General features: G+C 62.0%; 13 protein-coding genes. 3 read left to right on the top strand and 10 right to left on the bottom strand.

All coding sequences use genetic code 11. The features are described from left to right. Positions 1-12: 12 nt before the first annotated feature. A complete protein-coding gene (locus tag A5787_RS17520) occupies positions 13-744 on the top strand; it encodes a glycosyltransferase family 2 protein (RefSeq protein WP_066969221.1) in 732 nt (243 codons plus the stop codon). Positions 745-779: 35 nt separating this feature from the next. Here A5787_RS17520 and A5787_RS17515 read toward each other — a convergent pair whose 3' ends face one another. Next, the gene (locus tag A5787_RS17515; RefSeq protein ID WP_231994028.1) at positions 780-1,766 is read right to left on the bottom strand and encodes a methyltransferase type 11; all 987 of its coding nucleotides are present in this window, start codon (positions 1,764-1,766) and stop codon (positions 780-782) included. 279 nt (positions 1,767-2,045) lie between these two features. Here A5787_RS17515 and A5787_RS17510 point away from each other — a divergent pair, with 279 nt between their 5' ends. After that, a complete protein-coding gene (locus A5787_RS17510; protein WP_066969219.1) occupies positions 2,046-2,708 on the top strand; it encodes an FkbM family methyltransferase in 663 nt (220 codons plus the stop codon). A gap of 25 nt (positions 2,709-2,733) precedes the next feature. Here the strand turns inward: A5787_RS17510 and A5787_RS17505 are convergent, their stop codons facing one another. From A5787_RS17505 to A5787_RS17465, 9 genes are all read right to left on the bottom strand, one after another. Beyond that, a complete protein-coding gene (locus A5787_RS17505) occupies positions 2,734-3,678 on the bottom strand; it encodes a UDP-glucuronic acid decarboxylase family protein (protein ID WP_066969217.1) in 945 nt (314 codons plus the stop codon). Between the two features lie 16 nt (positions 3,679-3,694). Continuing rightward, positions 3,695-5,164, bottom strand: coding sequence for a UDP-glucose/GDP-mannose dehydrogenase family protein (locus A5787_RS17500; protein ID WP_197507214.1), 1,470 nt, complete (start codon positions 5,162-5,164; stop codon positions 3,695-3,697). Then, on the bottom strand, positions 5,133-6,002 hold the full coding sequence (locus A5787_RS17495; protein WP_066969213.1) for a Gfo/Idh/MocA family protein: 870 nt from the start codon (positions 6,000-6,002) through the stop codon (positions 5,133-5,135). The genes A5787_RS17500 and A5787_RS17495 overlap by 32 nt, the downstream gene beginning before the upstream one ends. Next, the gene (locus tag A5787_RS17490; RefSeq protein WP_066969211.1) at positions 5,999-7,066 is read right to left on the bottom strand and encodes an NAD-dependent epimerase/dehydratase family protein; all 1,068 of its coding nucleotides are present in this window, start codon (positions 7,064-7,066) and stop codon (positions 5,999-6,001) included. The genes A5787_RS17495 and A5787_RS17490 overlap by 4 nt, the downstream gene beginning before the upstream one ends. 15 nt (positions 7,067-7,081) lie before the next feature. Then, positions 7,082-8,284 carry a class I SAM-dependent methyltransferase gene (locus A5787_RS17485; RefSeq protein WP_197507212.1) on the bottom strand — a complete coding sequence of 401 codons (1,203 nt, stop codon included), beginning with the start codon at positions 8,282-8,284 and terminating at the stop codon, positions 7,082-7,084. Between the two features lie 459 nt (positions 8,285-8,743). After that, positions 8,744-10,363 (bottom strand): hypothetical protein, encoded by a 1,620-nt coding sequence (locus tag A5787_RS17480; protein ID WP_066969209.1) that lies wholly within the window; start codon positions 10,361-10,363, stop codon positions 8,744-8,746. A 28-nt stretch (positions 10,364-10,391) separates the two neighbouring features. Further along, complete coding sequence (locus tag A5787_RS17475; protein ID WP_066969207.1) at positions 10,392-11,861, bottom strand: glycosyltransferase; 1,470 nt, start codon at positions 11,859-11,861, stop codon at positions 10,392-10,394. Between the two features lie 29 nt (positions 11,862-11,890). After that, the gene (locus A5787_RS17470; protein ID WP_066969205.1) at positions 11,891-12,910 is read right to left on the bottom strand and encodes an NAD(P)-dependent oxidoreductase; all 1,020 of its coding nucleotides are present in this window, start codon (positions 12,908-12,910) and stop codon (positions 11,891-11,893) included. Further along, a complete protein-coding gene (locus tag A5787_RS17465) occupies positions 12,907-14,190 on the bottom strand; it encodes a nucleotide sugar dehydrogenase (protein ID WP_231994027.1) in 1,284 nt (427 codons plus the stop codon). Before A5787_RS17465 ends, A5787_RS17470 begins: the two co-directional genes overlap by 4 nt. Positions 14,191-14,465: 275 nt before the next feature. Between A5787_RS17465 and A5787_RS17460 the strand changes: the two genes are divergently transcribed. Continuing rightward, a complete protein-coding gene (locus A5787_RS17460) occupies positions 14,466-14,987 on the top strand; it encodes a GtrA family protein (RefSeq protein WP_231994026.1) in 522 nt (173 codons plus the stop codon). Positions 14,988-15,003 lie beyond the last annotated feature (16 nt).

Here is a 15,003-nt window from a genome sequence, read left to right as displayed (position 1 = left end):
GCATTGATCGAAGTGCCTGGTTCACAACAGTTTTCGATCATCGTCCCGACCTTCAACGTGGCGACCACCCTGCGCGCCTGCCTCGATAGCATCGCCGGCCAGACCTACAACGACTACGAATTGGTCCTGGTCGACGGCGCCTCGACGGACGGAACTCCAGACATCGCTAGCAGCTACGCGGCCAGCCTGGACGCGCGTCTGGTCATCCATAGCGGCCCCGATCAGGGCCCCTACGACGCCATGAACCACGGCGTCGAGTTGGCTTCCGGCGCTTGGTTGCTCTTCCTGGGCGCCGACGACTCCCTGTACGCCGCGGACACCCTGGCCCGGGTCGCAGCTTTCATCGGAGAACACGAACCCAGCGACCTGGTGTACGGCGACGTCATGCTGCGATCGACGTCGTCGCGCTATTCCGGCGTCTTCGACCTCGATCGCCTGCTGTTCGAGGAGAACATCTGCCATCAGGCGATCTTCTATCGCCGCGAACTCTTCGCCGGGATCGGACCCTACAACCTTCGCTACCCGCTGTGGGCCGACTGGGACTTCAATATCCGCTGCTTCTCCAATCCGGCGCTGACCATCCGGTACATGGACATCGTCGTCGCGGACTACAACGACATGTCCGGGCTCAGCAAGCGGGAGGACGCGGAGTTCAAAAAAGTGCTGCCGAGGTTCATCGGGGCATCGGCCATGGAGATGATCCGCCGGAAGCTGCCGTCGAGGCGAAAAGTGTTAGACGGCTGAGTTATTCGCCGAGCGTTTGGGCGGCAGGCGCGGAGTCATGCCAAACGGGCCGGCGGAAGACCGCCGGTCCCCCGGCCAGTCCGGCGATGCCTCGTCGCCCTCCTGACTAGCAGCTTTACCGCCGAGGCGGCGTTGGCCACGGGATACGGCAGGGGCGTTAGATGAGCTGCCCACAGCCTTGCGTCGACCTGGTCCTTGTCAGAGCTCGCCAGAACGGTTGCCGGGTGGGTGAGGGGCAGCTCCAGCTCCTCGGCCCCGAGCGAGGAGTAGACGGTCTCCCCCTGCGTGTGTGTCGCCTCGGCATGGTCCATGCCGATATTCCGCACCAGGTTGCGGGCAGGGGCGACGCACAGGCCCGAGTTCGCCCATATGCTGTAGACCCATTGGTAGTCCCAGGTATCGATGTTGCCGTCAAAAGCGCTCTGGAAGGCGGACTCCCACCGGTCGCGCTCCGTCTTCGTAGGCAGATACTGATCGAAAAGCTTCCTATCCCTGATCTCGGGCCAATGCGTCATGTCGGGGTCGTGTTTGGCCCAAGCTCGCCTCCAGGTGGCCCAGCCCCACAGATGCGCATATCGCGAGAAGTAATAGCTATCCGCGGTCGCGGCGTGTCCGAGCAGATGGTTGTTGCCGGAGATCATCATGATGCGCTCGTCGTTCTCGTAGCGATCGAGCAACTCGGCGCAGTACTCGAAGAACGAGGCGGAGGGCATGCAGTCGTCCTCGACGATGATCGCCTTGTCGACGAGGTCGAAAGCCCAGGTTATGCCGGAGTAGACCCGGCGGCCGCAGCCCATGTTGGTCTCCGCGAAGTTCCTCTGGACTTCGCAGTCCCAGTCGACCCCATCGATGACTGCGCGGGTCGCCGCGCACTTCTCGGCCTCGCCAGGCCTGTTCGCGCGTGGCCCGTCGGCGATCACGAGTAGCTTGCTCGGCTTCGCGGCCCTGATCGCCTCGAAGACCCGCATCGTGGTGTCCGGCCTGTTGAAGATCATGAAGATCACCGGAAGCGTCGTTGTCACAGTCCCATCCTTGCGACGACTTCGAGGCGAGTCAGCGAAATGCGGATTATTCCATCCGAGAAGCGCCCCCTCGTGAAACGAGTGCCGAGGCTATAGAAGTCAACGAGCATCGTCAAACTCATCGCGCCCAGGTGTCCGCACCTGCGCGATTCACACAAGAACGTGGCGCGCCCAGGGCCGGCCGCTACTGTCAGCCATGCCCGACAACCCAGTAGGCTCCGACGCACCATGACAGACAGATTTGGATCAATCGGCCGGCCGTTGCGTTCGTCGACGACGATGGTGGCGGACGCGCTGAACAAGGCGAGACTGGTGCGAGGTGAGCGGTCCTACTCCCAGGAAGGTGAGGACCGGATTCTCGACAGAATCTTTGCATCGGCGCCGAAGGGCTTTTACGTCGATGTCGGCGCCCATCATCCGATGCGGTTCTCCAACACCTACCTGTTTTATCGCCGCGGATGGCGCGGAGTGAACATCGACGCCATGCCCGGGTCGATGCGCCTGTTCGACAAGTACCGGTCGCGCGACACCAACATCGAGGCCGGTATCGGCGCTACGGCGGAAACGATCCCCTTCTACGTGTTCAACGAGCCTGCGCTCAACTCGTTCGATCGAGAGCTGTCCGAGAGCCGCGATATCGGCCCGTACCGGATCGAAAAGGTCATCGACGTTCGCGTGTTGCCGCTCAGAGAAGTACTGCATGATCGCCTGCCGCGCGAAAACATGCCGTCTTTCTTGACGGTCGACGTCGAAGGCCGAGATGTGGAAGCCCTCCAATCGAACGATTGGTCGGCCTTTCGACCGACCTACGTCCTCGCGGAAAGCGTGGGCACGACCATCGAGGAAGCGATGCAGGGGCCGATGTCGTCATTCATGTCGTCGGTCGGATACCGCGCCATCGCCAAGACCGCCAACACGGTGTTCTATCAAGCCGGAGACTAACCCGGACTTCGCATCTGGCAGAGCCTCAGCCAATGGCGCCCTTGAAGTACTCGATTGTCCGCGCGGCCCCCTGCTGGAAAGAAAATCGTGGACGCCAGCCGAGCCTGGACTCAGCGAGGCGGATGTCCGGCCTGCGCTTCCTCGGGTCGTCCGGGGGCAGGGCCTTGAAAACTGTTGCCGAGGAGGATCCGGTCATCTCCTTGAGAATGTTCGCCACCTCCAGAACCGTCAGTTCCGCCGTGCCACCAAGGTTGACGGGTCCGGTGAACGAAGGGTCGCTTGCGGCCATCCTCACGAGCCCGTCGACGAGGTCGTCGACGTAGCAGAAGGACCGGGTCTGGGTGCCGTCACCAAAGACAGTGATCGGGTCGCCCCGCAGCGCCTGGACGGTGAAGGTGGAGATGATTCGGCCGTCGTCGGGGTCCATTCTCGGACCATAGGTGTTGAAGATGCGAACCACCTTGACGCGGACGCCGTAGCGGCGCGCGTACTCGAGCATCAGGGTCTCCGCGACTCGCTTGCCCTCCTCGTAGCAGCTCCGTACGCCGAAGCAGTTGACGTTGCCCCAGTAGCTTTCGGCCTGGGGATGATCGACGGGATCCCCGTAGACCTCGCTGGTGGAGGCCTGCAGCATCGTCGCTCCCTTCTCCCGCGCAAGTTCGAGAAGGTTCTTCACTCCGACGTAGTTGGTGTCGAGGGTGAAGAGGGGATCACGCTGGTAGGTGAACGGCGATGCGGGACAGGCCATGTTGAAGATGACGTCCACCCTGCCCGCCGCGGCGGCGTCGATCGGCCGGGTGATGTCGTGCTCGAGGAAGTCGAAGTCCGGATCGTCCTCGAGGTGGCTGATGTTCTCGCGACTGCCGGTAGAGAAGTTGTCGAGCCCGAGAACTTTCATGCCGTCGCGGCGAAGACGGTCGCAGAGGTGGGACCCCAGGAACCCGGCCGCGCCGGCGACGAGGGCTCTCATTCGTCTCTCCTCGGTTCTAGTTGCGGCCCATGCCGTAGTACTCAAAACCCTCGGCCCGCAGGCGCTTTGGGTCGTAGATGTTTCGGCCGTCGAACACGACATAGCCTCGCATCACCGACTTGAGGCGCTGCCAAGACGGCCGCTGGAACTGTTTCCATTCGGTGACCAGGAGCAGCGCGTCGGCGTCCTCGGCGGCCTCGTACATGTTGCCGGCGTATTCGATCGAATCGCCGAGCGCCTTTTTCGCTTGCACGGTCGCTTCGGGATCAAAGGCCCGCACGGTCGCCCCCAGCTCGACCAGCCTGCTCGCGATAACGATGGAAGGCGCCTCACGCATGTCGTCGGTCTGGGGCTTGAAGCTCAGGCCCCAGAGCCCGAAACGTAGGCCCGCCAGGGACGTTGCCGGCGACTGGGCGCCGAAATGGGCGACGATTTTCGACACCAGGGTGGCTTTCTGACCGCTGTTCACGCCGTCGACCGCGCGCAGCAGGCCCATGTCCTCGCCCAAGCTGGCGCCCGTGTGAATAAGCGCCCGAACGTCTTTCGGCAAGCACGAGCCGCCATAGCCGACCCCGGGGAACAGGAATTCGTAGCGAATGCGCCGGTCCGCCCCGATCGCCTCCCGCACGGCCGAAATGTCAGCCCCGGCCTTCTCGCACAGGTTCGAGATCTCGTTGATGAAGGAAATCTTGGTTGCGAGGAAGCAGTTGGCCGCGTATTTCGTCATCTCGGCGCTTCTGATGTCCATGGTGATCAAGGGATTGAAAGTGCGCAGGTACGGCTCGTAGACCTCGCGCATGATGTCGAGGGCGCGTTTCGAGTCGCCGCCGATCACCACGCGGTCGGGTTTCATGAAATCGGCGATCGCCGTGCCCTCTTTGAGGAACTCGGGGTTGGAGACGATGTCGAACTCGTGCTTCGCCTTTTTGCGGATGATCGCTCGAACTTGGTCGGAAGTGCCGACCGGGACGGTCGACTTGTCGACCACGACCTTGTAGCGATCCAGGTACGACCCGATGTCATCCGCCACGGAATAGACGTAGGAGAGATCGGCCTCGCCGGTCTCGCTCATGGGCGTCGCGACGGCGATGAATATCACGTCTCCGTGCTCGACCCCGCGGCGCGTGTCGGTTGTGAAGTCGATGAGCCCGCTCTCCCGGTTCCGGGCGATCAGCTCCGACAGGCCGGGCTCGAAGATCGGGACGCCTCCGGCGAGAAGCAGGTCTATCTTGGCCTGATCGATATCGACGCAGACGACGTCGTTGCCGCTGTCGGCGAGACAGACGCCCGTGACGAGGCCGACGTAGCCACATCCGATTACCGAAACCTTCAAGGTGACCCCCTTCGAGTGCCGAACGGTCGCCGCCCATATTGCCGCACGCGGGCCAGGCCCATGCGGGAATCCGGCCGCAGTGCAGACGGCGGCCGGTGCGGACGACCCGGAGCAGTCACGATCAACAGTCGTCGATCGGCACCAACCGACCATCGTTCCGGGCGGATTCTTCCGCGGCGTGGATCGCCCGCACGATCGCAACCTCGCTTTCAAGCGGGGCGGTATCCGCCGTCCCCGCGCCGAGCGCGCCGATGAACGCCTGAAGTTCGCACGTCAGCGGGAGTTCTTCGTCGTAGGCGGGGTACGACGTACCGCGGGAATTGTGCAGCGAAAGCTTCCGTTGAGCGGTGTCGTCGAAGGTCAGTGCGTTCTCCTCGCCGACGATCGTCAAGCGATGACGCTTCACCGGCGAAATCCAGCTCGCGTTCGCGAAGAACGGGACGCCGGCGACCACAAACCTGGCGATCGCCGCATCGAACCGCGACGGTTCGCCAACGCCCCAGGCCTGCGCGAAAGCGGGATTTGCCCCAAATAGCGCCCGCGCCATGGAAAGACCGTGAGGAAGCCAGTCCCACAACACCGAGGCGTCGGTTCGCGGCTGGTGATTCATTCCCTCCCAGAACACGGCCTGGACGGTTCCCACTTCAGGCAGAAGCTTCTTTGCGGCCTGAAACGCGGGGTTATACAACTGCACGTGCCCCACGACAACGGGTGCGCCGCAACGTAACGCCGCCTCGTGAACGCGGATCGCATCGGCGACCGTGGTTGCCATCGGTTTTTCGATGAACGTCGGCACGCCCGCCTCGATGAACGGGATCGCGACCTCCGCATGACTGGCGGACGGTGTCGCAATCAGAACTCCCTCGGGCTGCTGCCGGAGAACGACGTCGAAGTCCTTCGACTCGTCAATTACCTCCACATCGCGCATCGCCGCCAGCGTGCGGACAATGTTGATGCCCCATTTGCCGCGGCCGATTACCGCGACTCTCATGCGCCCTTCCGGTAAGACTCCTGGTCTTTGGCCCAGTCAACGAATCGCGCGAGCCCGTCTTCGACGTCCACCTGCGGTTGATAGTCCAGCTGTTCATGGGCTTTGGTGAGATCCGGGCAACGTCGCTGAGGCTCGCCGCCCGGGTAGGAGTCCGGGTAGTCGATGCGCTGAAATGTCGAGCCCGGGACGAGCTTTCCGAACAGCTCGGCCAGATTCAGCATCGAGATTTCGTTGGCGGCATTGCCGATGTTGTAGGGCTCGCCGGGGCGTCCCCTGAGCAGCACCTTCAAAAAACCGGTGATCGCGTCTGTGATATAGCAAAACGTTCGCGTCTGCAGCCCGTCCCCGTGCACCGGAATCGCCTCGCCGTTCAGCGCCTGATAGGTGAACATGGGAACGACGCGGCGATCGTTGTGCTTCATCCCGGGCCCGAACACGTTGAACGGCCTGACGATCGTTACCGGTAAGCCGTACTTCTGGTGATAAACCGTCGCGATCGTTTCCGCCAGTCGTTTGGACTCGTCGTAGCAAGCCCGGGGGCCGACGCTCGAGACGTGACCGTGGTACGTCTCGGGAGTGGGGACAAAGCGGGGATCGGGATCACCGTAGATTTCGCTCGAACTGAAGAACAAGAAACCTTCCAGCGACGGGTTCCGGCGGCCCAACTTGAGCAAATTCTCGATGCCCGATACGGCGCTTTCGATGGTTTCGAGCGGATACTTCATGTAGTAGACGGGCGAAGCCAGGCCGGCGGCATGCATGATGAAATGAATGTCTTCGCGCACGGGCAGCGGATAGGTGACGTCGGCCCACACCTCGGCAATATTCTCGTCGCGCTCCGAGGTGCTCGGGTCGCCCGTGATGAAATTGTCGACCGAGAGCACGCGGACGGGCTCTTCGAGGATCGTGTCGTTGAGCCGCTTGAACACCCGCAGAAAGTGCTTGCCAAGGAAACCCGCACCGCCACTTAACAGTACGGTCTTTCCCGACAAGCGATGGGCGTCGTCACCGAGCCCCCGGATGATCGCCTCGGTGTCGCGGCGGACGATAAGATGTTCAGGCATATAAGGAACCTTCTGCTATGTCAGATCTGTGGGTGGAATTGGTTTCAAATAGCGATACGCGCCGTCGGTCTTCTTCTTGATGTCATCGAAGTATTCGTATGCGAAGACGACGAGCACGTCGGGCTTGTGTTCGTCCAGGTAGCTCTTCGGGACGATCGGAATATGCGTGCCCGGGGTGAACTTGTTCTGCTTCAACGGGCTGTCGTCGACGGTGAACGGGATTTCGCTCGGGCCGATCCCGCCGTAATTGCAAATCGTCGCCACGCGTGCCGGCGAACCGTAACCGGCAACTTGCAAACCGGCCTGTTGGTATTCGGTCAGCCGATCTTTGAACGCGGACATTTGAACGTCGACATTGCGCCGGAACTCGCGCAGGGTTTCCAGCGTCAAACCCTCTTCCTCGCGCGCGAGGAAGAGGACCGTTGCATCGGAGGGCGATTGCTGGCCCGCTCGTCGCACGAACACCTGCAACGAGCCGCCGTGCGGCGCAATCTCGCGCACGTCGGCGATGAACATGCCGTGCGCGGCGAACAATTTCGCGAGCGAAGTCAGCGAGTAGTAGAAGATCCGATCCAAATAGAACCGCTCGAACTGCGTGGTGGCCAGAATGGATCCGATGTATTCGACCTCGACGATGAACGTGCCGTCATCCGTCAGCAATTGCTTCACGGTCTCGATAAATCCACTCGGATCCTCGAGGTGGGTGAAGACGCTGCTGGCGACGATGACATCGGCCTTCCCATGGGATGCTTCGATCGCCTCGGCGGCCGACATGTCGAAGAAGGCCGTCAGCGTCTCAAAACCTTGATCGTTGGCGATCTTCGACACGTTGATCGACGGCTCGACGCCGAGTGCTGTGACACCCAACTCCTTGAGCGGTTTGAGGAGGATCCCGTCGTTGGAGCCGACATCGACCACAAAACGCGCCGACGCCAGCTTTTGTGCAAGCTCTTCGAAGTGCCGCACCAGTCCGCGATTCACCGAGGACAGATAGTAGTAGTCTTCGAACATCCTCTCCCGCGAGATGATGGTGCCGAGCTGGACGTTCTTGCACGTGGGGCAGAAAAATACCTGCAATGGAAAGAATTCCTCTGACCCAAATTCAGCTTCGGTAGGATATTTGTTCGCGAGCGGCTGCTGGCCCAGGTTGAGAAACTCGACCGCGGCGGGTTCGCCGCACAATCGACATTCCATCGTCGCGGTGGGCGATGCTGGCATATCTGGCTCCTATTTGCCTCGTTATCGGATCAATCGCACTACGATGCGCCGGCCGATTGGTACTCGGTGACACGGGCCTCGAAGAAGTTCTTTCCTTGCCCAAATCAATGGTTGGTTTCGCTCACCCAGGGAAATGGATTGACGGAGCCGTGCTGTGCCGGCAAGCCGATGCGTTGGTTGGTGCTCGTCCGTTGAATGCTGATCATCTCCATAACAAGGTGATAAGGATAGTACGTCACTGGACTCGCAGTGACAGTCGGGATTGCAAGCCGATCGCTCGAACGCGCATTTGGGGCGATGCGCTGCGTACTTTCGGCCACGACGGCCGGCGTTGATCCCGGCACCTACGGCGGATGCTGGTCTGACGCCCCACGACCAGACAGCCTGCCAGTCTGTTGGACTGCGGGACACGCCCACCCTTCGGCTCGACAAGATGACGGCAACACGACCTGCAGAACCCTAGATCTCCGATGTCACACCGGCATCCCCCTCAGCGGCCGGAAGGCTCCGTCGCGAACCGACCGCGAAAAACAAGCTGACTCCTACTGCCAGCAACACTGGGCCCAGCAAAAGTATGACGTGAACCGCGGCAGCCGTCCCCTTAGCGAGAGACCCCTTGAGCCACATTCGGTTTCGCGCCTTCGCGATGTCGGCGCCAGGGGGTCGGAATTGCGGCGGTAGGACCTCCCTGACATCCGGATCGGCCAGAATCTCGGCGAGCTGCTGCGTTGGGAAATAGAGCTGCGCCTCAAGGCCCGGGCCGTCCTTTGCTCTGAGATGGTCAACGTCGTGTGTAGCGAGGTAGGCCTTCACCTCGACCTCCTGTTGGCGTGCCGCTTCGGACCATTTGATCGATCCGAGCACCCCGACGCCGCCCATCGCCGCGACCATCGCGACGAGGATGAACACCCACGTTGCGGCCAACGGCCCCGCAACTCGGCCGGGCCGCCTGGCTTGCGCTTGGCCAGCAAGCGTCAACACCGCCACCAGTCCGACCGGGTAGGCGAGCAACAGCATGTCCAAATAGCGCGGCGCCACGAGGTTTCCACGGCCGTAGGCGAGCAGTACAACCTGGATGGCTACCCAGCCAGCGATTCCTAGTGCTACCCAGGCGTGGTCAGAGATCGCCGGGCGTCTCGCCAGCGTGTGCCAACAGAACCAAACCGTCGGAATCAGTGGAAGGATAATCCTGGCGGTGAACAGGACCAATCCCTCGATGAACGTCCACGGAGTGGACAGCGGATTCGCGCCCGATGCTTCCCAGAGGATCATCGCCACAGCGATTGATGCAATGACGACGACGCCGGCGAGCTCACGGCCGCATCGCTTCCTGGCCTTGGTTGCCAGCTGAAGGCCCACGAGTAAACCGACAGCCAGAACGGTGGACACACCTGCCGCAAAAGACAGGCAACTGAGGACCGCGGCCACCAATCCGCCGAACCATCGCAAGGAGAACGCCTGCGCGGTGCCGAAAGCAACCAGAGCCGCGACGGCAAAAAGCAACGAGATATAAACCATCGACTGAAACCCGGATAGCACGTTCTCGTAGCCGATCGGAAACGCAAACACGAATGCGACGAAACAGGCCAGAAGCAACCGGCACTGCGGCGCGACGAGGGGCATCAGCAATGCCGCGAGCCAGGTGGCCACGGCGGTGAGCGCGATCGCACCGAATATCATCTCCAGGCGCGTATTCCACTCGCCGGCCAGCTCCAGATGAACTAGCGAGAGCAGGCGAAAAATGAAAATGCGGTGTGAATTGTGCGGGGTGAAGAGGTCCGCGAAGGACAGTGTCCCCCTGAGATACGGCCCGTAGACGCGCTGGCCCTCCCCGTTCCATTGATCCAACAACGGCACCGGCGAACCGAGCGCCCAAATGACAATCAGCCTGGAGCCGGCGACCGTGCAGGCGACCGCCGCAATAAGCGCCACCATGCCTTGCGGGCGTCGTGATAGGTCCACGGGTGCGTCGGCCGGCAGCGCAGTGGTCTCGAGCTGATCCTCTGCGGCGGGCGCGGTGGGCTCTTGTTGGGGGCCAACGCCTGCGGGGTCCAGCACTAGTTCGTCGTGTTCGCCCATCGACTGATGTCCCCCAGTTGATCCAGATTCATCGTGACGACAATTTCTTTCGCCGCAGCAGCCGAAGCGCCCCGAGCGATGCCAGCCCGCCGCCCGTCCAGCGCAACATAGGGCCTCGCATGGCCACCCCATACCAACGCAGATAAGCAGGCAACCAGCCGACCAGGTCGAACTTGCTGGTGCCGGCGGTTCGGTCCTCCCAACTGCAGGGGACTTCATCGATCCGATAACCCAGCAGGTGCGCCTTCGTGGTGAGCTCCAGCCCCACCTCGAACCCCCGCTCGCTCTCCACCGGAACGTCGTCGAGAAAACGGCGGCTGTAGGCGCGAAAGTTCGTGGTGGCGTCGTGAGTCGCGATGCCGCCCACGTAGTGCAGGCTCAGCCCCGCGGTCCGCGATATCAGTGTCTTCAACCTGGGTCCCCCACGCTGGCTACCGCCGCGCATATACCGCGATCCGCTGACCACAGCTGCGCCCTCTTCGCGAATCTTGGCCGCCATCAACGGAATCGCCGAGGGCGGATCCGACAGGTCCGCCATGCTGGTGACTACGACGTCTCCACGAGCGGCCCCGAAGCCGGCGATCAGCGCATTCGCCACGCCCTTTCCGATCGAGTTGCGAACCAACCGCACGGTGGCGGGCTTGTCGGGCATGGCGGCCAGCGCCGGCAGCGTGTCGTCCTCATCGAAGTCGTAACAGACGAGCAGTTCGTGCGGGGTTTCCGCCAACGCCTCGGTAAGCCTCCTGATGCAGACCTGAATGTTCTCGCCCTCGTTGTGGACCGGGATGACCACACTCACCAGACGCTGATCGCCCGTCTCGGATCCAGGTCCAGGCTTGCGAGCGCGAATCACGAACTGCTTGCCCATGATTCGCCACGCGGGTCTCAACAGCAGATACAGGCGCACCAAAATCGGCGCCTGCGGTAACGACGATGACGCCGTGTACGGCATAAACCGGTCGTAGCTCTCCACGATCTCGAAGTCGCAGGCCTCCAGCAGCTCGATCAGAGAGCGATCGCTGATCGGCACGGTGTGATCCCAGAAATCCCAATAGGCACCCGGGACCAGACGGATATTCGGCCCCATCGCGATGAGATGCCCACCCGCCTTGAGCACCCGGCGGGCCGCGGCGATCGTCCGCTCGACCTCATCCTTGCCTTGCATGTGCTCCAAGAAGTTGCTCGTGAAGACGACGTCTACCGATTCCTCCTCGAGGAACCCGAGGTCGTCGGCTCGACCGTGATGGAACTCGACACCGGGATCGAGCATGGCCGCGCTGTCGGGGTTCAGATCGATCCCGATCCGACGCGCCGCATGCACGTGGTTCAGGAACTCGCCGTAGCCGCAGCCGAGATCCACCACCGTATCGCTGCGCCTGATCCACGCCTGGAAAAAGTCCCGCACCAATACAGCCCAGATGCCCGACCGCGACTCGCGGGCGTGGCCGAAGCGATTGCGGTAGAGCTGCTGGAGGTCGGGTTCACCCGCGGTGTGCATGGCGTCCTAGTGGTGACAAACAATCCACGTCAGATGGTCCCGGCCTCGACGGCGTTGACGATCCACGGGATGACTTCGTCCAGCATGGCATCGAGCGTTGTTGACGCCTCGAAGCCGAGAGTCTCCGATGCCTTGTGGACGTCCGGTGAGCGCAACTGGACGTCGTGCTCGAATGGCGGGTCGCTCTCGTAGCGAAACGGAGCGTCGGGGCGCATCTTCTTCCAGATCACTTCCGCCAGTTCCAGCACCGTGGTGGCCTCGGGCGTCGAGAGGTTGAAGTCCCCGTTCAGTGCGGCCGGATGCTCCATGCATGTGCGGATGCCGCGCGCCAGGTCGCCGCCGTAGGTGTAGTGCCGCACCTGGGTGCCGTCGCCGAGGATGTGCAATGGGTCCTGGCCCTTCGCGACCTTCTGGACCAGGTCCGGAACGACATGACTCATCGCAAGTTTGACGTTGCCGCTTGGGATTTCACGGCCGCCGAGCGCTCGCTGTTCGCCAGTGCCAACACAGTTGAACGGGCGGATGATCGTGAACGGCAGACCATACTGCTCGTAGGCCCCGTGTGCGAAATATTCGCACGCCAGCTTCTGAAATCCGTAAGTGCTTGTCGGCGGCGGGCATTCGGTGATGTGTTTCTCCGGCGTGGGAAAGACGGTAGCGTTTTCGAACACCATCGACGAACTGATCACATTGATTTTCTTGAGCCAGCCCTTGCGGTACGCGTAGATGGCGGCGTCGAAATGGGCGGCGGCGATGCGTTCGTTCTCGGCGAGCAGATCGTACGCGTACTCGTGGAAGTAGGTGATGCCGCCGATGCGGGCCGCACTGGCGACCATCTGGTCGCAGCCCTCGATCAGCTCGAACATCAGGTTCAGGTCTTTGACGTCGCCCTCGACGAAGTGGTACCGCGGGTGATCGTCGTAGCTTTTCTTGACCTTGCCGTATTTCGAGTAGTTGTCGATGCCGACGACCTCATGGCCCGCGCGTAGCAGCTCGTCGACAACGTACCCATTGATGAACCCCGCGCTACCAGTGACGAGAACTTTCACGGGGCCGGTGATCCCATGCTCAGCGTCGCCAACGGGGCTCCGTTCGGCGCATCCGCCTCAGCCTGCGTGACCTCCAGGCAGCCCCAGACGTCCTCGACAATCTTGTCTTCGGGAATCTGCAGGCCTCGGTAGATCGAGTGCGGCACGCCGATGACGATGACATCGGCACGGCCCAGCACGACGTCGAGTGCGTAGTATTCCGGGCCGTTCAGGAACGGGTCGTGCAGCATCACCTGTTTGGCCTCGAGCATCAGGAGATGCCGGAGTTTGAAGCTGAGCGAGTCGCGCGTGTCATCACAATCCGCCTTGAACGTCATGCCGAGCAGGCCAACGGTCTTGTCACGCAGATCGACCCGGCGCTTCAGCATATTGACGATGAACTGCGGCTGGCCCTCGTTGATCAGCATGGCCGAGTGTCCGAGCATGAAGTTGTTGTTGCTGAAGGCGGCGAGCTGCATGGTGTCCTTCAGCAGGCAGGGACCCGCCGCCAGTCCCGCCCTGGGCAAGCTGTCGACGCGACCGTTCTTGTGCGTGGCCGCGTGATGGACCCGGCCGAAGTCGACGCCGGCCTCGCGGCTGAGCAGGTAGAACTGGTTGGCGACCGCGAACTGGATGTAGCGGTAAGCATTGCAGAACAGCTTGGCCAGCTCTGCTTCCTGGGGATCCACCTCGATGATCTCGCTGGTGATCTGTGAAAAGAGTTCGCGGACGATCCGACGCCCTTCGGCGTCGAACCCGCTGATGATCTGCGGAATCTCCCTCAGCTCTCGGATGGAGTGGCCCTGCGCGATGCGCTCGGGGCAAAAAGTGACGTGAACGCCAACCCCGCGCTCCTGGAACAGGTCGTGGACGCGCTGGCTTAGCCCCGGGTACACGGTGCTCCGCAGGATCAGCGTCTGTCCGTCGTGAAAGTACGGACTGATCTCGTCGATGATCCGAAAGAAGGTGTGCGCCTGTGGTGTCAGGTACTCGTCCACCGGCGTCCCGACGACGCAGATCACGATGTCGGAATTCCTGACCGCCCACGAATCGGTGGTCGCCGAGATACGCCCCGTCGGCAACAGCCGCTTGAGCAGATCCTGGGCTCCGTTCTCGACGAACGGCATCCGGCCGGCCATGATCGTTTTCAGTGCTTTGGCGTTCGTGTCGAGAATGTCGACGTGGAAACCCTCGTCCGCAAGCACGAGTGCCAGCGGCAGCCCGACGTGCCCGGCGCCGCCGATGATGCAGATGCGTTCAGTTTGAGCTGCCATTCGAAGCCCCTCCGCTCCTTGCTTCAAGCCCCCCGCGGGTTGAACAACCACAAGCTCGTATAGCTAACGTGGTTCCGATGGTTGGAGCGTACGAGATCACGGGCAGCAACGCGGCGTTTCGGGCAAATATCGACAAGGCGGAGCTCCCGCCGGCCCCGGCAGCGTCGGAAGCGTTGAGGCGCAGCGCCTCTGGCAGCGGCTCAAGTATGCCACCGGCCTGAATATCGTCTGAAAAGTATGTGAATGACCTTCGATGCTTATCGCCGTTGAGGACCTGGCTAACGCCGGAAGCCGTTCAAAACGTGAGTTCTGCCAATTTCGGCCGCAGCGACGAGTCCCCGAGTATTTTGCTCACCATGCATGTCATGGGGGCCTCGGTTGCGAACGCCCACACGCTCGAAACGCGCAAAAAGCTACGGTACGCGGCCGTAGCGGTCGTCTTTCTGCCTATTGGGCAGGGCCTGATCCAGGTCATGGGTCTGTGGCTGAATAGCTACACGGCCGCGTCGCTCCTTGCAGCGGCCATCGTCACCGTTCCCAACTTCTTTGCCAACAAGCGCTTCGTCTGGCGGGCGGCGTCGGGCGACGACCTGCGCAAACAGGTGCTCGTGTTCTGGCTGGTGGTGATGCTGGCCGTGGCACTGGCAACCCTGTTCACTTCTCTCGTCGATGATGCGATGAGTAGTGAGACCACACCCATCCATGGTGCCGCCGTGTTCTTGGTGCAAGTGCTCGGGTTCGGCGTCGTGTGGGTCGGCCGCTTCCTGATCCTGGATCGGTGGTTCTGCAACTCGCAGCCGGCGCACGCGACAACACGCTCGTAATCGGGGATGCCAGTCC

This window comes from Mycobacterium sp. 852002-50816_SCH5313054-b (assembly GCF_001667185.1).
Classification (GTDB): domain Bacteria; phylum Actinomycetota; class Actinomycetes; order Mycobacteriales; family Mycobacteriaceae; genus Mycobacterium.
This window is presented reverse-complemented; position numbering and strand designations above follow the sequence as displayed.

Bases quoted from the DNA above. Each gene is read 5' to 3' on its own strand.
- A5787_RS17510 (WP_066969219.1), top strand. From the start codon at position 2,046: ATGGTGGCGGACGCGCTGAACAAGGCGAGACTGGTGCGAGGTGAGCGG.
- A5787_RS17505 (WP_066969217.1), bottom strand. From the start codon at position 3,678: ATGAGAGCCCTCGTCGCCGGCGCGGCCGGGTTCCTGGGGTCCCACCTC.
- A5787_RS17500 (WP_197507214.1), bottom strand. From the start codon at position 5,164: ATGGTCGGTTGGTGCCGATCGACGACTGTTGATCGTGACTGCTCCGGG.
- A5787_RS17495 (WP_066969213.1), bottom strand. From the start codon at position 6,002: ATGAGAGTCGCGGTAATCGGCCGCGGCAAATGGGGCATCAACATTGTC.
- A5787_RS17490 (WP_066969211.1), bottom strand. From the start codon at position 7,066: ATGCCTGAACATCTTATCGTCCGCCGCGACACCGAGGCGATCATCCGG.
- A5787_RS17485 (WP_197507212.1), bottom strand. From the start codon at position 8,284: ATGCCAGCATCGCCCACCGCGACGATGGAATGTCGATTGTGCGGCGAA.
- A5787_RS17480 (WP_066969209.1), bottom strand. From the start codon at position 10,363: ATGGGCGAACACGACGAACTAGTGCTGGACCCCGCAGGCGTTGGCCCC.
- A5787_RS17475 (WP_066969207.1), bottom strand. From the start codon at position 11,861: ATGCACACCGCGGGTGAACCCGACCTCCAGCAGCTCTACCGCAATCGC.